We start from the raw sequence: 19,626 nt of genomic DNA, 5'->3' as shown, positions 1-19,626 counted from the left end.
CCGACAACTAAGGGGGCCCGCAGATGGATGACACCGCACGCGGAGTTCTCGAGTGGGTCGTTCCTGCGGTCGTCGTCTTCGTCACCGCCGCGATTGTGATCGCGGCGGCAATTTGGGCGATCAGGCGCGCGCGTCGCTCGCCTCGCGCTCGAGCCGGAGCCGAGCAGGTGCGCTCCCGCGCGGGCATCACACTGGTGCGCCTGGACGATGCCGTCGATGAGCTTGAACTCGAGGTAGCACTCTCTGGTGCGCTCTACGGCGGCCACGCCCCCACGTCGCTGCGACGAGCAAGGCTGAGCGCGCAACGCGTTCGCGATGACGCCTTTGCTCGGTTCGAGGCGATCAGCGCAACGCACGTGCACCCGGCCGAGATCAGACGAGTGGCCAACCGCATCGAGGCGCAGGCGCAGGCCGCACTCGCCACAATCGCGAGCGCCCGTGCTGCGCACGCGGAGTGGATGGCGGCGAACGTGTCAGCGTCCGACCAGATCGCAGCCGCCGAACAGAGACTCCGCGAGCTTCGTGATTCGATGGGCGACCCCGAGGCGCTCGTATCGTCGATGGCGGCGCGCTACGACGCCGAAGAGTGGAAGCCCGCCGCGCGCGCGGCCCACGGCGCCCTTGCCGCCGTCGAAGATGCGGAGCGGCACCTCGCCGCAGCGATCGAACTAGCAGCGGATCCTTCGCGCGCTGCGCTGCCAGAACTCGCCGCAGCAGAGCGTAGCCTTCGCAGCGCACAGGTCGACGCTCGCGCGCTCGAGGAGGCGCACCGGCTCGCGGCGCAGGCCTCGGCTGCGCTCAGCGACGAACTCGCCGCAGCGCGCACCGCAGTGCGCCAAGCGATCGTGATCCGTGAGCATCTCGGCGCCGAAGCGAGCGACCTTTTGGGCAATGAGATTCGAACGTGCGATGCCGAGCTGAACAAGATCGAGGTGGATGCTGCCCGTCGCCCCACCGACGCCGTCAACCAGATCGCGCGAGTACGTGATCGCCTCGATTTGGCCGTGGGCGATGCCAACACTGCGCAGCAGCGCATCCGAGGCGCGCGCACCGCACTGCCCGGCACTCTGGCTGCCGCGCGCATCGCCATCGCGCACGCGGAAGCATCCCTCGGCCATTCCTCCACAAGCGCCGATGCGCGATCGCGCTTGATTGCAGCTCAAGCATCGCTGGCTGACGCTCGCCAAGCGAGCGACCCCGTGGCCGCTCTCGATGCCGCACGGCGAGCGCGATTGCACGCTGAAGATGCCAGCGCCCTGGCCGACTACGACTCCGAGCAGCAACGAAAGAAGATGCCATGACAGGCTCCCCTGCAGTGCCCGACGACGTGGCTCCGCGCCAGCGGCCCGGTTTCGTCGCGTTCGTCGCGCATATTCCGGCGACGATCTCGCTTATCGGCATCATCCTCGCCAGCGGCATCATCTGGGGTGGTCTCTGGTCGCCGTTCGAGCAGAGCCCGACCTTCGACGTCGTCGCCTACGGCCTTCCCGCTCTCGAGGCAGGTCGCTGGTGGACTCCCGTCACCGGCACCTTCTTTGTCGTATTGCCGTGGGTGTACGTTCCGACCATCCTCAGCTTCGCCGGAATGGCCTACCTCGAGTGGCGTCGTGGATGGCGTGTGGCGCTGGCATATTTCACGATCGGCCAGCTCTTCGCTGTACTGGCCTCGTCTCTGCTCTTCTTGGTGCTCGCCCGCCTGCCATGGAACTGGGCGATCACCGAAGCCGCCGCGCTGGATGTAGGAGCCTCGGGCGGAACGATGGCGTGCTTGGCGGCAGCGATCGGCTTGCTGAGACAGCCCTGGCGAGTGCGAGCGTGGCTTGTGCTGCTGGCGTTCGTGGGAATTGCGGTTCTCTACTGGGGCGAGCTCGCCGACGTCGAGCATCTGCTCGCCGTCGTACTCGTGCTCTCGGTAGACCGCTCGCTCAAGGTCCGCCGCACCACGGTGCGCGAACAGCGATTGCTCGCAGTGGTCGGAATCACCTTTCTCGTGGCGCTCGAGATCGTCACGCTGTTGGTGCCCACCGATGGCATGTTCGGACCGACCGAACCCGCCGATGGCGGCTTTGTCGACGTCGCGATCGACCTTCTCGTGCTCATCCTGATCGGGCGCGGACTACTGCGAGGACGCCGCTGGGCCTGGATCATCAGCCTCATTCTTGCGGCCATCAACCTGCTCTCGGGCATCGTCGTGGTGATCTTCATCGTGTTGGTATCGGAGTCTGTCGTCGAAGGCACCCTTGACAGCGAAACCGAACTGGCCGTGGCGAGTTCGGTGCTGTGGACAGCATTTGCCATCTATCTGCTTCGCGTGGGAGGAGCATTCCGTTCCCGACGCAAGTCTTCGCTCGGTGATCAGCCCACGCCGGCGCTGTCGGAAGTGAAAGAGGCTCTCCACTCGCACGGTGGCGGAACGCTCTCGTGGATGAGCACGTGGGACGGCAACGAATACGCTCGCGTCGGCGACAGCATCCTGACCTACCAACGGCGCAACGGTGTCGCCCTGGTTCTCGCTGATCCGATTGGCCCGGCAGGGTCTCGAGCCAAGGCAGTCACTGATTTCATCAGCATGGCTGAGGACGCCGGCCTCGTGCCGTGTTTCTTCAGTTCAGACGAAGAGACCAAGAAGGCGGTGCCCCCAACCTGGCGCAGCATTGTCGTCGCCGATGACACCATCGTCGATCTGGAAGGACTCGCCTTCACGGGAAAGCGCTGGAGCTCAGTGCGCACGTCGCTCAACCGCGCTGGACGCGAGAACATGACCTTTCGCATGACGACGCTTGGTGAAGAGACATGGGGCGTTCGTCAACAGCTGCGGGCGATTTCAGAGATGTGGGTCGGCGACAAGGGTCTTCCCGAGATGGGATTCACCCTCGGCACGCTCGACGAGGCAGCCGATCCGGAGGTGCGCCTCGCTCTTGCGCTTTCACCCGAGGGAGATGTCGACGGATTTCTCTCTTGGTTGCCGGTCTACGGGGCAGATGGACAGGCGCGCGGCTGGACGCTCGACCTGATGCGGCGGCGTGATGGTGGCTTCGCACCGGTGATGGAGTTTCTCATCGGCTCTTCTGCAAAGCTGTTCTCTGAAGAGGGAGCCCAGATCATGTCGCTGTCTGGTGCACCGCTCGCCCATGACTACCCCGCAGACGCCGGCATGATTGCCGCACTGAGCAAAAAGCTCGCTGACGCTCTTGAACCGGTCTACGGCTTTGCATCACTGCACCGCTTCAAGCAGAAGTTCCACCCCCGCTACGAAACGATGTATCTGCTCTTCCGCGATGAAGCCGACCTCACCCGTGTCGGCGGGGCCCTCACGCGTGCGTTCCTGCCCGACGCGACCGTGCGCCAGTTCGCGGGGGCAGGATTCGAGCTACTGCGGGGAGAGAAGGACTGAGCCGGTACCGCTCGCGCGCCACGGCTGTGACAAGCGCCGCCGGTTTCTTTGCCTTGTTGCCCGAAACAGTCGGTACGCATCAAGAGTGTGCTCACCGATAACATCCCACTCCAACGGCGCGAGGTTGGGGCGCGCATCCTGACGAGAGGTCGTCGCCCATTCGATCGCGGCCTTGAGATCTTCGGCGGTGAGTTCACCGTCGAAGAGCTGAACCCATTCCTCGCCGAGTTGAGTTTGCAGCTCACGCATTGCACCAAGGTCGGGCACGAGTACCGGCCGGTCTGCCGACGCGGCGAGAATGGCTGAACCGGAGTTCTGGATGCGACTGTAGGGCAACACCACCAGATCGCTCGCCGCCAACACGACGGGAATATCCTCGTCTGGCACGAACCGCAGATCGAGAACAACGCGCGGGTCGTCGCCCGCGGCCTCGCGGATCTGCTGCTCGAGTTCTATGGGCGACGGCTTGCCTGCAATCAACAGGGTCGCGTCGGAGTCCAGCGAACGGAACACCTCAATCAAATGCGGGATGTTCTTGTATGGGCGAAGTTGACCGATGGCGACTATGACGGGGCCGTCAGCGGGCAGGTTGAGAGACTTCCGCGCTTCGTCGGGCCGCACTGCGAAGTCATACTCGTTCCGATAATGGCCATGTGCAGTCACCGCCGCGGGCACGTCGACGAGCTGCGGATACGCTTGCCGCGCAGCGTCGATCCCTTGCTCTGACAGCGCGATGATGCCGTCAACGTTGCGAATAAGCAGCCCTTGCGCCACTCGGCGAATGTGCGGCGAAGATCGCTCTTCGTGCGACGTGACGTTGTGCACCGTCCACACGAGCACCGTGCCGCGAAGCCGCGCAAAAGCCAACGCTGAATAGAACAACGCCAGCCGAACAATATGCAGACTGCAGCGCGAACCTGACAAGAATGACAACTCGGGCCAGTGCAGATGCACGACATCGGTGCGGTGGGTGACCAGTCGCCAGTATTGGAGATCACGCACGTGCGCGCCGTGAACTTGGATCGAGCGATACAAGCTGCCGTTGTAGGGATTTGCCCCCTCCGTGCGAAATGCGGGTTCGGCCTGCACCCGAAGCTGCCGCGACACCAGACGCGGCTGGCGTCCGAAGAGAGTTCGCTCCGCGCTCGGGTAACCCTTGCGCCACGCCCGGCGGTTCGCCCAGACGTCTCGCCATGTACGTTTTGCGCTTCGAGTGGCCACTTCGAGACCGGCCCGCAAGCCTGCCCCGGCTTGCAGCAAGAGCACTCCAGCGAGCGCTGCTGGTGCAGTCCACACACACCAGAGATACGTCACCTTGCCCGCCATCACCATCGCCATCTTTCGACCGGTCGAGCCCGTCGAGCCGCCGACATCGTGCTGGATCACGGCCTCTGGGACGATGACGGGTCGATACCCCGCGGCGCGGGCTCGAGCCGAAAACTCGGCGTCTTCTCCGTAGAGGAAGAAGCGCTCGTCCATACCGCCGATTCTCTGCCAATCGGCCCGGCCGACCAGAAGCAGGCATCCGGTAACGACGGGGACCTCGCGGACCGTGTCGCGCGCCCATCCCCCCAACGACTCGGGGTCTAGCGCAGCAGACTGCTTGAACGCGGTGCTTGCCCCTGTCGCGAAGCACGCAAGGGACCAGAGCGTGGGAGCGCCCCAACACGACGAAGGATCGAGTGAGCCATCCTCGGTGACCGTGCGCCCACCGTAGATGCCGTACTCCGGGTTGAGTTCTGCAAAAGCGACCAGCGCTTCCAACGAACCTGAAAGAACAGTCGTGTCGGGATTCAACAGCAGCACGTACACCGCATCGGACTCCGCAACTCCGCGATTGACCCCGCGCGCGAATCCTATGTTCTCGCCGACATCGATGATCTTCACGTCAGGACACGCTGCGCCGATCCGTTCGACGCTGCCATCACTGGAGCCGTTGTCCACCAAGATCACTCGAAAGGCAGAATTCGCGCCACGCGGCACCGACTCGATGCACTCGATCGTGCGCTCGCAAGTGTTGTAGTTGACGATGATGACGTCAACTCGTGGAGCGCTCACGGTTCTGTCCGAGAGGTAAGGGAGTCGACGGTCTTGGCTGGCAGCGCATCGGGGCGCCAGCCAAGCACCCGTGCCGGAACTCCACCCGCGATGGCGTTGGCGGGAACGTCCTTGGTCACGACCGCGCCAGCAGCGACGATCGCGTCGTCTCCGACGGTCACTCCGGCCAGAACTACCACGTTCGCGCCCAGCCAGGTGCGTGCACCGATCACAATGTCTTGTTCGAGCTTTTCTTGGTCCATCGGTGCCGTGCCCCTCACGATCGCGTAGTTAGAGGCGGTGAGCGTCACGCGCGGTGCTAGAAGTGCCTTTTCTCCCACAAAGATCTGTCCGCTCGAGTTTCCGGCCCAGAGGGTCGAGTGCTCTCCGATGTGGGTTCCGCTGCCGAGGTGGATTCGCTCAGCATTTCGAAACGACACGTTCGGCGCGAACGAGACGTTGTCGCCGCGATCGAGCTTGCGGACCTGGCTCACGTAGGAGTAGCCGTAGAAGTGCAGAACTCGCAGCCCGTGCAGATATGTGCGCGGGTCAAGCACCGAGGCGATAGCGCGCAGGATTCGGGTCATGCTTGTGAAGTCCTGTCTGCTTGGTTGCCACCCGGCATCACGCTCGTGGCTCCTGCCTCAGCAGAAGCAGGTGCCAATGCGTCGCGAACACGATCTGCCATCGCGTCGACGTCGAGCTCAAGACGCGAAACCACTGTGACAGAGAGCGTGTCGCCGTAGACGGTGCCGAACACCGAGACCTCGCTGCGCGGATCACCTGCCGGAAGAATGACGACGCGATCGACCTTTGCCTCACCAAACCACACCGGCTGCTCTGCCAACGGCATCAGCGTGGCGTAGCCAACCAACCGGCCTGGAGCTATGTCGTCGTCGCTCTCGCCGCGGACGATCTTGCGCACGATCGAGCGCACCGCGGCGACGCGCGTCTTGAGATCGGATTCGGGTTCTGCGTGAGCCCTCACCATCGACACGTGGTTGCGTGCATCGACGCCCGCGTTGCCGCGCCGATGCGACACCGGCACGAGAACATCCACACCGCGGTCGTCATCATCGACGGCGCCCATCGCTGCGGCGACCAGCAAGTCGGTCAACGATCCGCGCAGCTTTGCGGCGCGGCGCACGGTCGACGACACTTCGACGTCGAACAGCGCGAGGTGAGTTCGCGGCAGCATGCGTGCGCGAAGGCCGGTGCGACGGATCCAATACTCCTTGGCGAATCGGGCATTGCGAGCGGCCAGCCGCTTGACGCGCTTGCGCATCGGCTTGCGCCAGTATTCATGCCACACACCGCGTACCGAGTCGCGGGACTTGACCAGTTCACGTGCGGCGTGCACTGGAATGGCAAACGAGCTTGCGGGGGCCCGGCCGAGCGTCAACACTTCGCGCTCTGCGTCAGCGGGCTCCGCCTGCACTGTCGTGAACCGACGGATCACGCTGAAGCCCCACTCGCCGTCGCCGACGGCGTGGTGCATGCGCGACCCGAGCGCAATCTGACCCGTGGTCAACACGGTGAAGCGCACATCCCACAACGGACGATCGTCGGGCAACACTGCCTCACCGAAACCCGCCACCTGAGCGACAGTGGCTGCCGAGAGGTCGATCGGGGTGTCGTCGAAGGTCACATGAGACTCAAGTGCGAAGTTCGCATCTGGTACCCACGCGGGTGTGGTGAGCCCCAGCGGTGAAGACATGAGCTTCAGGTGAAACTCCGGCACACGATCAATCGCGCGTGCCAGCTGCTCAAGAACCTTGGGACGATCGATGCCGCCATCCGCCCTCAGGTATGGCGCGCCGTCCATCACAAGCACCGCTCCGGTATGCATTGCCTCGAACGCGATGCTGGAATTGATGTTCTGCTCATCGAGCGTGCGCATCAAGTCGATCTGTACTGGCGGCTTACTCATCGGAAACTCCGTCTGCTCTCAGAGTCGGCAGCCCATCAGGCGACCATGCGGGCACGAAACGCTCTCCCAGCAGTGGAATCGCACGCGCCTCCCGGATGCCTTCAAACACGCCCGTGATGAGCGCTCGATCTTGCGGCGAGGCACGACCGCCGCGCTTGGCGCGCGCGATCCGCGCCAGTGACCTGCGCAAAAGAGTCCAAAACACGCGCACCCCGAACAGAAAGTCGAGCCGAAGCCACTTTCCGACCAGCGCGCCGAGTCCGAGTCCGTAGCCGTGATGCAAGTGGACATATGCCTCACCCACGCGCGTGTTTGCGTGGGTGACGACACACGCGCCGTCATGCACGATCGTTGCCCCCGCGCGCAGGATTCTTATGAAGATATCGAGGTCCTCGGCGCCGGCCAGTCGCTGTCCGGCCCCCATCACATCGTCAAACCCGCCGAGTCGCAACAGAACCTCACGACGAAACGCCATCACCGCCCCGTGGCCGGCGTCGAGTCCACTGAGTGGCGCGTCGTACCGCCGAGGCCGAGCGTATGGTGTGTCAGCACTCACCGTGTGATCCAGCATCCGCCCGGTCACCGCGGCAACTGATTCGGAGTCGAATCCCGAGAGCAGATGCTCTATCCACCCCGGGGAAGGCAAGCAGTCGTCGTCGGTGAAGACCACAATCGGACGCGCCGCCGTGGTGATGCCGACATTGCGGGCGATGCTCAGTCCTTTTCCTGATCGCGCGTAGTGAGCGTTGCGTTCCAGTGCGACCTGGCGCGTGTCGTCGGTGTCGCTTGCGCTGTCGACCACCAAGACTTCGATCTCTGGCGGTGACGTCGTACTGATCGCGGCGAGCGCGTCGGCGAGCATGTCGGCGCGGTTACGCGAGCAGACGATCACAGTCGTGTCACTGGCCGACGGCATCGGATCTCCCCGCCATCTGAACGGCAACCTGATAGGCCGCCAGCAACTCGATGGCGGCCGCGTCCCACGTCAAGTGCGACGCGTGCTCAAGCGCTGCTTTGCTGAGGCGCGCAAGTACAGCGCGATCGCTGGCAAGCAGATCGAATTGACTGGTGAGCGTTGCCACATCACCCGGCGTGTGGAGCAACCCTTGCACGCCATCTTCGATCACCGCCCCCGCGGCGGTCGAGACAAGCGGAACGCAACCCATCGCCTGGGCTTCATACGTCACGAGAGCGCTGCCTTCTTCGACTGTCGGCAAGACCAGCGCATCGGCCGAAGCGAGAGCGGCTTCGACGTCGTCGCTGAAACCGACAACGCGGACGCTCGGCTGGGCGAGATCACTAGCGATCGCGCGGGAGTACGCGGGAAGCATGCGTCCGATGACCGTGAACGTGCCATCCACGCTGGCGCGCGATGCGCGCCACGCCTGCAGCGCATGGTGAAGCCCTTTTCTGGGCTCTCCGAGACCCACATAGACCACGCGAAGTGGTCTCGGATCCGCTGAACGAACACGCGGCCGTCGCGTTCCCGGGCGGTATCCGTAGCGGTGACGCAACACCCTCTCAGGCGAAAAACCTTCGGCAACGAACGAATCCCGCACGGCTTGTGAAGGGGCGAGGATGGCTGTGGATGCAGCCCATTCAGCGCGCTCCATCCGGAGGTGGCTGGCAGAGGGGGTGTGCGCGGTGGGCTCGGCCACGATGCCGAGCCGGTGCGTCTCAGCACCGACAGTTCGCCATGCTCGCTCGGTGTGTGTATTCGGCGCTTCTCGCACCACCGCGACCCCCGATGCCCGAGCAGCGGCTGCCGTCAGTCCCTCGCCCAGCGGCCACAGGTGCACAACGTCGACCGGGGTGCGCGCCAAGGTGCGGCGAGCCTGCAGGTCGTGCCAGCGAAATGCGCGCTCTCGACCGATTGCACGATGCGGCACACGCAAACGACGAGCCGACAGCGTCGTGGTGACAGATGCCGCGCCAACGATCGGACGCCCGACACTCGCCGCCACCACGTGGACTTCGTGTCCTGCTCTGATCAGTGAGTCCGCCTGATTCCAGGCAGACCAGCCAATCCCCGTCGCGCCGAGCGAGTGCGGGAAAGAAATCAGTATCCGCATCCGCGACCCCCCAAAAGTCGTCAATCCGGGTAAGAGCTAAGGTCGCCTGCACTCAGGCCACGCCCAGTCCCCGCCACCACTTTGCGGCTTCAGACAGTGTAGGGGCAAGCAGTCGATGGCCCTCGCACCGAATCGTCGCGCACCATTAACATCCTGGCAACATGCGAACGACCTTCCGCGCCCACTATGGTCATTGGGTGCCGACTTCGCGTTCAGCGGATTTCGTTCCGAAGAGCGGCGCATGCAATCGATCATTGCCTGCTGGGGTGGGCTGGGGGAGCGAACGATGGATGTACCTAGGTATCTGCAGGTGCTGTGGGAGAGCAAGTGGCTGCTGATTGTGGGAGCCGTGGTCGCAGCGGTCGTGGCATTTTTCGCCGGTTTCACAATCACCGATGGAGAGGTGAAGTCCCGCGCGACTGTTGAGTACTCCGCAGAAACAACGCTCCTGCTCTCTAATCCGACCGCCGATATGTTCCAAGCGGTCATTCCGGGCCAGCAGCTTGTTGAGGGACAAACACAACCTGAACAAGTCGACCTGCCCTCCAAAGCGATTCTGTTCGCATACATTCTCAGCAGCTCGCCGGTGCAGAGCGAAGTAGAGAGCCAGATAGGCGAGTTCTCTGACACCGAGAGCCTTCGCGCGGTGAGGCGCACGACGCAGCCAGGCGGAAGCGAAGCGTTTCCCGGTCAGTATTCACTGCCCCTCATCGGCGTCATCGGTCTAGCCACCTCTGAAGAACGAGCCGAAGAGATCTCGGCGACAGCTGCCAACGTCTTCATCGACGACATGATCACGCAGCAGGATGAGGCCAACATCCCGGATTCTGATCGTGTGGTCGTGAGCGTGCTCGACACCCCCGTCGCAACAGAGCTCGAGGGAAGCAACCCTGCAATCCCCGTAGCCGTCGCATTCTTGGGCGTTTTCCTGCTCTTCGTCGTAGCCGCCTTCATCATTGGCGGCGTGCGATCATCACGCTTGCAGAACAGGGATGCCGACGATGAGGCAACGTCGAACGAGTCGCACGGCGATCACCCCGCGGCGCCCGCCGACACGAACGAGGCCATCGATGACGCGCCAGAAGAGACCATCGATGACGCGCCAGAAGAGACCGTCGATGACGCAGATGAATCTGTCGACAGCGAGGTTCATTCAGGCTCTGTGAAGGGCCGGCGCGCGCGACGGCCGAAGCGCGCCACAACCCACGCACCAACCGCGGAAGATCCGTCGCTCGCCAGCGAACCTGCACCCTAAGGTGCGGGCCGCATGAGCATTTCATTGCCACCGCAGCGGAGTAGTCCCGATATCGAGCGGGATGAATCAGACACGCGCGCGCCGATTCCGGTGCGTCGCCAGATTGTCGCGGCATTGATCGTCGCGGCGATCGGGTTCGCGGCAATCTTGCTGCTGCCCCCGCTGGCGGCGGCCGGAATGCTGGTCTTCGTGTCGATCCTGTACCTCGCCCGGAGGCTGGTCTTCACCTGGGTCGCCGGCCTCACCATGCTCGTCGCGGTCATCATGTTCATACCCGTGCGGCGATACGCAGTTCCGATTCCGCTGCCGTTCGAGCTCGAGCCGTATCGCATCATGCTCGTGTTGCTCGTGCTCGCGTTGGTTGCCGCGCTGTTGCTCGATCGCAATCGGGTCTGGCAACCCGTAGCATTCGGTTGGCCGATTGGCATCTTTGTAGCGTCGCTCGTCATTTCCATCGTGGCCAACGGCACAAGCCTTGTCGAAGACGGCCTCGCCTCATCGGCTGTCGGCGCGCTCATCAACGTGTTGCTGCTGCTTTCGACGTTCTATATCGTGCGTCAGCTGCTCACTACCGAACGCATCGTCACAGGACTGCTGCTCGGACTGGTGTGGAGCGGTGTGGCAGTCGCCGTCATGGCCATGTTCGAGCGCGCCACGAGAGTCAACCTCTTTTGGCGGTTGAACACGATTCTTCCGCTCGAACTGCTCACCGACGAAAGCGAATCATTTCGCGCAGGTGGCTATCGCGCATACGCATCGTCGCAGCATCCCATCGCCCTGTCTGTGATGTTCTGCATGCTGATTCCGCTCGCCATCTACTTGGCGCGCTACGGCAAGCGGCCGATGAACGAGATATCTCGACGAATCGTCTACGGAGCCGCCGTGCTGGTGTTGCTTGGCGGCGTGCTTTCTGCTGTCTCGCGCACCGCCGTGATCGTGCTCGGGGTCATGCTCTTGCTCACGATCGTGCTGCGCCCCAACCTGGGTATCGCGCTCTTACTGCTGGCGGTTCCCGGCCTTCTCGTCGGCCTGGTCGCATTGCCTAAGGTGTTCGACACGCTCGTGCTTTCATTTCTCGATATTGACGGCCTCATTGCTTCCCAGCAGACGTCGCCAGGGTGGGGTGGAGCCGGGCGACTTGCCGACCTCGGGCCGGCGATGGCCGAAGCGCAGATGAGCCCATTCTTCGGAACGGGCATCGGAAGCAGAATCGTCGTCGGTGACGACAGCAATGCATTCATCTTGGACAACCAGGTGCTCGGCACTCTTCTTGAAACCGGTGCGGTGGGGGTGCTCGGCCTTGCTGTATTCACGCTGGCACCGGCGAGCATGCTGCTTCGCTTTGCATTCACCACATCGAAGGACGACACCCGATTCGCTCTCCTGGCGTTCGCGGTCGCAGTGTCGATGAGTGGCTACATCGCCGCCCTGTTCTTCTACGACGCCTTCGGGTTCTATCAAACGTTCTTCATCTGGTGCCTGCTCCTGGCGATCGGAGCATGGCTGCTGACCGCTAGTCCTCCCGCTCTGACCGCACGAAGCGCCGTTTCGCGCAGCCGATCCGTGAACGTATGAGTGCCGACAAGCTGCATTTCTCGCCGACGCGCCCGACGATGAGCATTGTCGTCCCCGCGCACAACGAGGGCGCGCTCGTCGCGAAGACGCTGCGTTCCTTCCTGAACGATGCATACGCGGGAGAGTTCGAAGTGATCGTGGTGGCCAACGGCTGCAGCGATGACACCGCAGCTCAGGCGCGAGCAGTGCCGGGGGTTCGGGTGATCGAGATCGCAACTGCCTCGAAGATCGCGGCGCTCAACGCGGGAGACCTCGTCGCCACGAGCTTTCCACGCGCGTACATCGACAGTGACGTGAGCGTGTCTGTATCGGCGGTGCGCGATCTTCGGCACGCCCTCGCGTCAGAAGATCGTGCCCGCGTTGCATCCCCCCAGATGGTCATCGACTCGACGAAGAGCAGCTGGCCAGTGCGCGCTTACTATCGCGTCTGGGAACAGTCCGACTACCTCACTGACGGCCACATCGGCTCAGGAATCTATGCGGTGAACGCCAGCGGCCGTTCCCGATGGGACGAGTTTCCTGACCTGATTGCAGACGATCGATTCGTTCAGCAGCGATTCACCGCTGAAGAGCGAATCATGCTCGACGACGTCTTCGTCGTGACCGCCTCGCGCAGCATGAGTGCCCACATCCGCCGCGGAGTGCGAATTGAACGCGGCAACCAGCAACTTCCTTCCCATGTGCAGCGTGCGTCGCAGAAACCCGCTGCAAGCCGCTACCTGAGCCTGCTGCGCAAAGTGGGTGCCCGACCCGCACTCTGGCCCAGCCTGCCCGTGTATCTGTTCGGATTCGCCTCGGTGAAGCTGCGCGCGCGACGCGACCGCCAGCGACCAATCACCTGGGCTCGCGATTCGTCGTCGAGGGAAGCCGTGACCCGATGAGCGACAGCTCGACCAACAACCTCAGTCACAAGGCGTCCCGCGGGGCCGCGGTGACGGCGGGCGGACTCTGGCTCAAGACCTTGATCCAGCTTGGGTCGACGATGCTTCTCGCACGCCTGCTTGATCCAGCAGACTTCGGGCTCGTCGCGATGATCATGGCGATCGTCGGAATCGCCGACCTCGTTCGTGATTTCGGGTTGACAGGGGCGATCATTCAGGCACGCGATCTCACGAGCAAGCAGTGGTCGGGCCTGCTGTGGTTTTCGACGTTGTTGGGCGCCGTGCTTATGGTCGCCGTTGCGGCGTCGGCTCCGCTGATCGCAGCTCTCTACGATGAGCAGCAACTGATCGTGCTCACGCTCGCGATCGCGCCGACACTGCTCGCCAACGGCGTGGCCATGCCCATGCAGGCGGCGGTGCAACGACGCATGCAGTTCGGCACGCTTGCACAGATTGATGTGATGGCGATGGCGATCGGCGTGGGGCTGTCGGTGCTTGCCGCACTCGCTGGCTGGGGGGTGTGGTCACTGATCGTTCTCGCTGGCGCCGGCCAGGTGTACCGACTCATCGCTCTCTGGGTCGCGGCCAAGCCCAAGTTCGGGCGCCCGTATGTCGGTCGAGACATCCACCCCTTCGTGAGCACCGGCGGAAGCATCTTCGGCGTTCAACTGCTCAACTATGCGGTGCGCAACCTCGACAACGTCATAATCGGTCAGCAACTCGGCCCGGCCGCGCTCGGGCAGTACACACGCGCCTACGCCCTATTTCTCCTCCCCCAGCAGCAATTGACCGCACCCCTCGGGCGTGTGGCCTTGCCCGTCCTATCTCGACTGCAAGACGATGCCGAGCGATATCGCCGTTATGTGCGTAGTGCGCTCACCGTCATCGGCTACCTGGCACTGCCCACCTACGCCATCGCCGCCGCCGTGGCGGAACCCCTCATGCTGGTGCTGCTTGGTCCAGGGTGGGATGCTGCGGCGACGATATTCGCGCTGCTCGCGATCGCGGGCGTGGCGCAGGCCGTGGGCAACGTTCAAGGGTGGCTGTACATCAGCCTCGGGCGAGCGCACCGGCAACTCGTCTACTACATCGTCACCCGGCCGTTCGTCATCGCGGCATTCTTCGTCGGAATCTGGTGGAACGGAATGGACGGACTGGCGCTGCTCTATGGGCTGGTCACGATGGTGTTGTTGGTGCCCGGATTCGCCGTTGCGATTCATGGGACATTCCTTCGCGGATGGCACGATATCGCGGCGCCGCTCGTGCGCCCAGTCCTGCTGGCGATTCTCATCTTTGGCGTGGCGCACACCACCGCGTCTCTCGTCACCGCCTGGCCGGCAATCTTGCAGATCGTCACCGCAACGCTCGCCGCCGGCGCCGTCGCAGCTGCTGCCGCGGCTGTTCCCGCTGTTCGCCGCGACTACGCGATGATGATTGACTTCGTCAAGCGGGCCCGCAAGCCTCGAACCGCCCCAACCCCGGAGCAACAATGATGAGCTATCCTCGCACCCTCGTCGGCGCCATGACCGGCTTTATGATTCTCGTGCTTTCGGCGTGCTCAACGCCTGAGCCCACGCCTACAGCTGAGCCGGTCGTGACCGAGACCGTAGAGACGCCGAAAGCAGAAGTAGCGGACTCTCTGGCAGTCATCGGCGACTCGATGTCGCTGGCAGTTGCCGCATGCGACACCGCCAAGGCATGCGTAGAGGCCTCGTGGGCGGTCGGCACCGACCCAGAGGTGAATTCGATCGCGGAGCGCCTCTCGGCGGTGACCGGCAAGCAGCCGCAGACGACCGCGGTCGCCCGCATCGGAGCTGGAGTCGCTTACGCCGAACAGGCGGTGCTGTCGATCCGCGCCACGAAGGCCGACATCGTGCTCGTTCTGCTCGGTGCCAACGATGCGTGCGCCGCATCCACCGATGATGTCACCACGCCAGAGGAGTTCGACGCCTCATACAGCGAACTGCTCTCAGGCGTTCACAACGAGCTTCCCGATGCAGAACTGGTCGCATACTCGGTGCCCGACCTGTTGTGGCTGTGGCAGCTTGGCCGCGATGACCCCGAGACGGTCTCACTGTGGGGCCAGAGCCCTTCGTGCCGATCCCTGCTGGCCGACGCCGATTCGGACGAACCCGAAGACGTAGAGCGACGTGACGCAATCGACGCGGTGATTGACGAGTACAACGCATCAATTCAGGAGGCCTGCTCACTTATCGAGCAGTGCACGTTCGACGACTACGCGGTTCACAACGTCGAGTTCACCGCGGAGGATGTGTCGCCGCTCGATCACTTCCATGCGTCGTTGTCAGGGCAGGCAACGTTGGCGGAAGCTGCCTGGCCGGCCGCCGAAGTCGCTCTGGAGAAATGGGACTCACGCCGATAGCTCCATGGGTGAGGGATGGACAGTGCTCACCGCACGGTTTGCCGCATTCAGCAGCGTTCGCGGCGTGATTGATTCAGGTGTGCGCATGAACGCGAGCTTGCGTCTTTGCATCTCGCGAGCGATCTGCACCTGGTGATCGTCGACGTGTTCGCGGTAGCGGGCTAGCCGCGGAACAAGAATCGGGCACTTTCCCTGCTCGAAGGCGGTAAGCGCCGAGCCCGTGCCAGCGTGGGAGATCACCACATCGGCTTCACGCATCGCGACGCAAAGCTCCTCGTGGGGCACCCGGTTTCGTCCCTCGATTCCCCAGCGCGACGTGTCTTGAGGTCCTACCTGCCAGAGCACTTCGTCGACGTCATGGAGCAGCGGAACAAGTGCATCAAACAGCCGGTCGAACCCGTAGCCCTCTTGAGTGCCCACGGTGACGACCGCTCTGCTCACCCGGCTCGACGGCACCGCTGCGGGCGCGCTCGGCACAAACTCATCGAAGATGGAGCCCGCATACGACCAGCGTTTGCTCTGCCAGGCCGGATACTGCGTGTAGGTCTGCACGGCGGGTAGCTGCTGCAGGATTCGGCCAGTCATGCTGGGACCGTCCGCGCGCGCGGCGCTCTCTATGTAATAGGTGCGGGCGCCGCTGCTTGCGGCCATGGGAAGCACCGCGACCGCTGGGCTTGAACCGGTGCTAAATGCCCTGTCATAGGTGTGTGCTTTCATCACCTTTCTGGCCACGGAGTACAGTTTTGCGAGATTGACGAGGTCGCGTGGTGCGACAAAAGGCGCATAGTGCACCTCCCGATCGGCCAGCAACGAAGACGACAAACCATTCTCGAACGTCACCCAGACTTGATCCGCTGGGTCGACTCCCAGTCGACTCGACAGTGTATAGAGCTGCTTGAGATGGCCGCCCCCAGAGCAGACCATAAGTGCTTTCGCCATTTCATTCCCCAATTAGTAGGCGCCATCGTGCTTGAACATTTGAACGAGCGTTCTGCCGATAATCAGCAGATCCCCCGTGAGTGACCAGTTCTCGACGTAGTACAGATCGAGTCGAATGCTCTCGTCCCAACTGAGATCACTGCGGCCACTCACCTGCCAGAGACCCGTGATACCGGGTTTGGATATCAGCCGTCGAGTCTCGTGACCCTCGTACTCCTCTACTTCGCTCGGCAGCGGCGGCCGCGGGCCGACCAAGCTCATCTCGCCGCGAAGCACATTCCATAGCTGAGGCAGCTCATCGAGCGAGTAACGCCGAAGAACTCGCCCCACGGCAGTCACGCGCGGATCATCCTTGACCTTGAAGAGCACGTCGTTGCCCAGGCGCTTGCTCTCAAGGAGTTCTCGTTGCGCTTCGGCATCGACGACCATGGAGCGAAACTTCAGCATGGTGAAGGTCTTGCCGCCTACGCCAATTCGTTGCTGCCGAAACAGCACCGGGCCGTCGTCGCCAGCGCGGATCAGGATCGCGATTATCGCGAGAATAGGGGTGATGAGCAGGAGGCCGCCGAGAGTGGCGACAACATCGAAGAGCCTCTTGACCGAGTGTGCAAAGCCGGAGTACTGGGGCAGCTGCACATGGACCATCGGCAAACCCGCTACCGGACGCAGATGGATTCTCGGGCCGGCCACATCGGTCAGTCGTGAGACCAAGATGAGTTCAGCGCGGGAGTTCTCCATCGCCCACCCGAGCTTGCGGATCTGGTCGCGCCCGCCGGGAAGTTCGCCGGCGATCATCACCGCTCTGATCCGTGAAATGCGTGCGGTTGACACAGCGCTTTCGTACGACACGCGCGGAAGCGAGTCGAGGATCGCTTGGTCGGACGGCGAGGCCCTGTGAAGGGGCGAACTCAGCGAGACCGCCACCGGCCGATAACCTGCCGCGAGATTGCGCCGCAGCTCGACAACCGTGCGGGCAACGTCGTCAGGTGCGCCAACCACCATGACTCCGGTGGCACATCGACCGCTGCGTCGAAGCAGAATCAGCACCCTGCGCCACGCCAGCCGGCCCACAAGGAGCAACACGATCCCCACGGGGAGCGCGACCGCGACGTAGCCGCGAGCGAAGTCGATCTGCGCCACGTAGCAGACCACCGCCACCGAGCCGAACGCGACAAGGGTGCCGTTGATCACGCGGGCGTACTCGGTGAGGCCCTCACCGAACAAGCGCTTGGCGCGACTTCTCACGGCCCACAGCGCGATCAGCCACACCAATCCGATCGCAGCCGCCGCGATCGCGAAATACGCGTCGATTGGTTCACGCCAAGTCGGAATCACCCCGAAGCGCACGGTGCTCGCCAGCGCCAGAGAAGCCATGATCGCCAGTACGTCGCCAATCAGCACGCCCGCGGCGACGCGCTGATACCACCCGGGTGAACGCGGCTGGCGCGGAACCACGTCGAAGTCCGCAGAGACCGTTCTCGGTTCCACGAACTCAGCTTGGTTCAACATGCTCACAGTGCCCCCAGGCACAGCAGTCGGACGAATGGTGCGGCCTGATTGCCAGGCCGCTGGATTCCCAGTTTCACAGCGGATGAAGCGATACTTCTATGCCTTGGCTCTAAAGCAACCCCCCAGGCAACACCAAAGGTAGGGGGCGCGGGTCACATCTGTAAAGTCAGCGCCGAAACACTTCACTTCGATGTAACAATGGCGATCGCATCAACAGATCGAGAATCACGCGATGGCGCGACTCCCAACTGTGTTCGCTCACGAAATCCCGTCGCTCGCCCTCGCTCATGGGCCCGATCTCAAGCGCCCGGTCAATCAGCGGTCCCATTCCCGCGGCAGTGGGTGCCACGAGAACCCGGTCGTTGATTCCGCGCACGGGCGGCAGGTCGATCGATACGACGGGAAGGCCTGCTGCAAGATACTCGTAGATCTTCAGAGGGCTCATTGCCTCGGTGAGCGCTGTACGGCGATGGGCGAGCAGCGACAGCTGGCAATTGCGCAGTGTTGCCACGAGCTCATCGCGACCGACTCCCCCGTGGACATGCACGTTAGCAAGTTCGCGCAGCTGACTGACGTAGTCAGGGTCAGGAGACGGGCCGAGCAAAATGAAGTGCATGTCTGGCCGGCTGTGCGCGAGCGCCGCGACCGCGTCGGTGTCGAGCCGCTGATCAATCGTGCCCGCATAGACCGCTCTTGGTTTTGGAAGCGCTGCCAGCCACTCCGGTTCCGGCGGCAGCGGCGCAAGCCATTCCGCGGGCGAAACACCGTTAGGAACAACCATCGACGGGCCCAACGGCCTGATGCGATCGATGATCTGCTGAGACACCGCGGCAACGGCTACCTCGGACTCTCGTATCTGCCGGTAGGCCATTTGGTATGCCGGCCAGTACTCCTGCCGGCTGGTCGAGCTGAGCCAGTCATCACGCCCGAAGTAGAGCACACTCGATGCCCACGCGAACGGGCAGAAAGCAGCCACGAGAGGGTTTGCTGTCACGATGACGGGAACGCGCAGACCCAGTTGCTCAGAGCGTCGTTTGAGAACGGAATCGTATCGGCGGTATTCACCGACGATCGCGCCGAGCTTCGTAGGATCAGCACGACGCATTCGAGCTGGGGTGATCAGCGCTCCCCGTTTGCTGGCGGCAAATCTCGGGCCGGTCTCTGGCGAGAATCCAGCGCGCAGCACGCTAGGAATAGATCGGTACGGGTTCGCGACCAACAGACCCGCGACCTCGTCCGCATTGAGCAGCGTCTGAAGAATGCGATCCGGCGGGCGCATCATTCCGCGGGCTTCGGCGTCTGCGTACGTCTCGTAAGAGAACGTGAAGACAACGTCACGGCCCGTCGTCATTGCGGTAGCTCCCGGATCACACGCGCAGGCGCGCCGACCGCGATGGTGCGCGGCGGGACATCGCTAGTGACCACGCTGTTCGCACCAATAACGGCACCCGCACCGATCTCGACCCCTGGCATGACGACGACGTTCTGACCGAGCCACGCGCCGCGTCGAATGCGCACGGGTGCGATTCGGGTCAGCGCCTGGTCACGGATGGGAATGGTCGGATCGTCGAAGCCGTGCATGTGGTCGGCAATGTAGACCCCCCGCGCCATGGCTACCGCCTCTTCAATCACCACTTCCTGCACGGCCGCG

15 protein-coding genes and 1 pseudogene are annotated in these 19,626 nt (G+C 63.3%); 7 read left to right on the top strand and 9 right to left on the bottom strand.

The window, feature by feature from the left end; translation table 11 throughout:
* Positions 1-23: 23 nt before the first annotated feature.
* The gene (locus tag SJY18_RS09100) at positions 24-1,301 is read left to right on the top strand and encodes a hypothetical protein (RefSeq protein WP_396667313.1); all 1,278 of its coding nucleotides are present in this window, start codon (positions 24-26) and stop codon (positions 1,299-1,301) included.
* Positions 1,298-3,394 carry a bifunctional lysylphosphatidylglycerol flippase/synthetase MprF gene (locus SJY18_RS09095; protein ID WP_396667312.1) on the top strand — a complete coding sequence of 699 codons (2,097 nt, stop codon included), beginning with the start codon at positions 1,298-1,300 and terminating at the stop codon, positions 3,392-3,394. Before SJY18_RS09100 ends, SJY18_RS09095 begins: the two co-directional genes overlap by 4 nt.
* Here the strand turns inward: SJY18_RS09095 and SJY18_RS09090 are convergent.
* Genes SJY18_RS09090 through SJY18_RS09070 form a run of 5 tightly spaced genes read right to left on the bottom strand, consistent with a single transcriptional unit; the run spans position 3,371 to position 9,433 of the window.
* A complete protein-coding gene (locus SJY18_RS09090; protein ID WP_396667311.1) occupies positions 3,371-5,452 on the bottom strand; it encodes a glycosyltransferase in 2,082 nt (693 codons plus the stop codon). The two genes, SJY18_RS09095 and SJY18_RS09090, sit on opposite strands and share 24 nt — an antisense overlap.
* On the bottom strand, positions 5,449-6,018 hold the full coding sequence (locus SJY18_RS09085) for an acyltransferase (RefSeq protein ID WP_337336723.1): 570 nt from the start codon (positions 6,016-6,018) through the stop codon (positions 5,449-5,451). The genes SJY18_RS09090 and SJY18_RS09085 overlap by 4 nt, the downstream gene beginning before the upstream one ends.
* Complete coding sequence (locus tag SJY18_RS09080; protein ID WP_396667310.1) at positions 6,015-7,361, bottom strand: wax ester/triacylglycerol synthase domain-containing protein; 1,347 nt, start codon at positions 7,359-7,361, stop codon at positions 6,015-6,017. The genes SJY18_RS09085 and SJY18_RS09080 overlap by 4 nt, the downstream gene beginning before the upstream one ends.
* Entirely contained in the window at positions 7,354-8,277 is a 924-nt protein-coding gene (locus SJY18_RS09075) for a glycosyltransferase (RefSeq protein WP_337336721.1), read from the bottom strand. Before SJY18_RS09075 ends, SJY18_RS09080 begins: the two co-directional genes overlap by 8 nt.
* Positions 8,261-9,433 carry a glycosyltransferase family 4 protein gene (locus SJY18_RS09070; RefSeq protein ID WP_396667309.1) on the bottom strand — a complete coding sequence of 391 codons (1,173 nt, stop codon included), beginning with the start codon at positions 9,431-9,433 and terminating at the stop codon, positions 8,261-8,263. The genes SJY18_RS09075 and SJY18_RS09070 overlap by 17 nt, the downstream gene beginning before the upstream one ends.
* Positions 9,434-9,674: 241 nt before the next feature.
* Here SJY18_RS09070 and SJY18_RS09065 point away from each other — a divergent pair, with 241 nt between their 5' ends.
* From SJY18_RS09065 to SJY18_RS09045, 5 genes are read left to right on the top strand one after another with little or no spacing between them, the layout of a single operon-like run.
* On the top strand, positions 9,675-10,688 hold the full coding sequence (locus SJY18_RS09065; protein WP_396667308.1) for a hypothetical protein: 1,014 nt from the start codon (positions 9,675-9,677) through the stop codon (positions 10,686-10,688).
* 12 nt (positions 10,689-10,700) lie between these two features.
* Positions 10,701-12,263, top strand: a complete 1,563-nt coding sequence (locus SJY18_RS09060) for an O-antigen ligase family protein (protein ID WP_396667307.1) — start codon at positions 10,701-10,703, stop codon at positions 12,261-12,263.
* A gap of 38 nt (positions 12,264-12,301) precedes the next feature.
* Positions 12,302-13,144 (top strand): glycosyltransferase, encoded by an 843-nt coding sequence (locus SJY18_RS09055; RefSeq protein WP_396667306.1) that lies wholly within the window; start codon positions 12,302-12,304, stop codon positions 13,142-13,144.
* Positions 13,141-14,637 carry a lipopolysaccharide biosynthesis protein gene (locus SJY18_RS09050; RefSeq protein WP_396667305.1) on the top strand — a complete coding sequence of 499 codons (1,497 nt, stop codon included), beginning with the start codon at positions 13,141-13,143 and terminating at the stop codon, positions 14,635-14,637. Before SJY18_RS09055 ends, SJY18_RS09050 begins: the two co-directional genes overlap by 4 nt.
* On the top strand, positions 14,634-15,527 hold the full coding sequence (locus SJY18_RS09045; RefSeq protein ID WP_396667304.1) for a GDSL-type esterase/lipase family protein: 894 nt from the start codon (positions 14,634-14,636) through the stop codon (positions 15,525-15,527). Before SJY18_RS09050 ends, SJY18_RS09045 begins: the two co-directional genes overlap by 4 nt.
* Here the strand turns inward: SJY18_RS09045 and SJY18_RS09040 are convergent.
* The 4 genes and pseudogenes from SJY18_RS09040 to SJY18_RS09025 form a co-directional block, all read right to left on the bottom strand.
* On the bottom strand, positions 15,516-16,466 hold the full coding sequence (locus SJY18_RS09040; protein ID WP_396667303.1) for a glycosyltransferase: 951 nt from the start codon (positions 16,464-16,466) through the stop codon (positions 15,516-15,518). The two genes, SJY18_RS09045 and SJY18_RS09040, sit on opposite strands and share 12 nt — an antisense overlap.
* A gap of 12 nt (positions 16,467-16,478) precedes the next feature.
* Positions 16,479-17,954, bottom strand: a complete 1,476-nt coding sequence (locus SJY18_RS09035) for a sugar transferase (protein WP_396667302.1) — start codon at positions 17,952-17,954, stop codon at positions 16,479-16,481.
* 187 nt (positions 17,955-18,141) lie between these two features.
* Positions 18,142-19,326 carry a glycosyltransferase gene (locus tag SJY18_RS09030; RefSeq protein ID WP_396667301.1) on the bottom strand — a complete coding sequence of 395 codons (1,185 nt, stop codon included), beginning with the start codon at positions 19,324-19,326 and terminating at the stop codon, positions 18,142-18,144.
* Positions 19,323-19,496: pseudogene (locus SJY18_RS09025) on the bottom strand (DapH/DapD/GlmU-related protein); the annotation flags it as partial. The gene SJY18_RS09030 and the pseudogene SJY18_RS09025, both read right to left, overlap by 4 nt.
* Between the last annotated feature and the right edge of the window lie 130 nt (positions 19,497-19,626).

It is taken from the genome of Microbacterium sp. R86528 (assembly GCF_044596335.1).
Classification (GTDB): domain Bacteria; phylum Actinomycetota; class Actinomycetes; order Actinomycetales; family Microbacteriaceae; genus Microbacterium; species Microbacterium marmarense.
This window is presented reverse-complemented; position numbering and strand designations above follow the sequence as displayed.

Excerpts from the sequence above, each read along its gene's own strand:
- SJY18_RS09100 (WP_396667313.1), top strand. The coding sequence starts at position 24 with ATGGATGACACCGCACGCGGAGTTCTCGAGTGGGTCGTTCCTGCGGTC.
- SJY18_RS09095 (WP_396667312.1), top strand. The coding sequence starts at position 1,298 with ATGACAGGCTCCCCTGCAGTGCCCGACGACGTGGCTCCGCGCCAGCGG.
- SJY18_RS09085 (WP_337336723.1), bottom strand. The coding sequence starts at position 6,018 with ATGACCCGAATCCTGCGCGCTATCGCCTCGGTGCTTGACCCGCGCACA.
- SJY18_RS09080 (WP_396667310.1), bottom strand. The coding sequence starts at position 7,361 with ATGAGTAAGCCGCCAGTACAGATCGACTTGATGCGCACGCTCGATGAG.
- SJY18_RS09075 (WP_337336721.1), bottom strand. The coding sequence starts at position 8,277 with ATGCCGTCGGCCAGTGACACGACTGTGATCGTCTGCTCGCGTAACCGC.
- SJY18_RS09070 (WP_396667309.1), bottom strand. The coding sequence starts at position 9,433 with ATGCGGATACTGATTTCTTTCCCGCACTCGCTCGGCGCGACGGGGATT.
- SJY18_RS09065 (WP_396667308.1), top strand. The coding sequence starts at position 9,675 with ATGCAATCGATCATTGCCTGCTGGGGTGGGCTGGGGGAGCGAACGATG.
- SJY18_RS09060 (WP_396667307.1), top strand. The coding sequence starts at position 10,701 with ATGAGCATTTCATTGCCACCGCAGCGGAGTAGTCCCGATATCGAGCGG.
- SJY18_RS09055 (WP_396667306.1), top strand. The coding sequence starts at position 12,302 with ATGAGCATTGTCGTCCCCGCGCACAACGAGGGCGCGCTCGTCGCGAAG.
- SJY18_RS09050 (WP_396667305.1), top strand. The coding sequence starts at position 13,141 with ATGAGCGACAGCTCGACCAACAACCTCAGTCACAAGGCGTCCCGCGGG.
- SJY18_RS09045 (WP_396667304.1), top strand. The coding sequence starts at position 14,634 with ATGATGAGCTATCCTCGCACCCTCGTCGGCGCCATGACCGGCTTTATG.
- SJY18_RS09040 (WP_396667303.1), bottom strand. The coding sequence starts at position 16,466 with ATGGCGAAAGCACTTATGGTCTGCTCTGGGGGCGGCCATCTCAAGCAG.
- SJY18_RS09030 (WP_396667301.1), bottom strand. The coding sequence starts at position 19,326 with ATGACGACGGGCCGTGACGTTGTCTTCACGTTCTCTTACGAGACGTAC.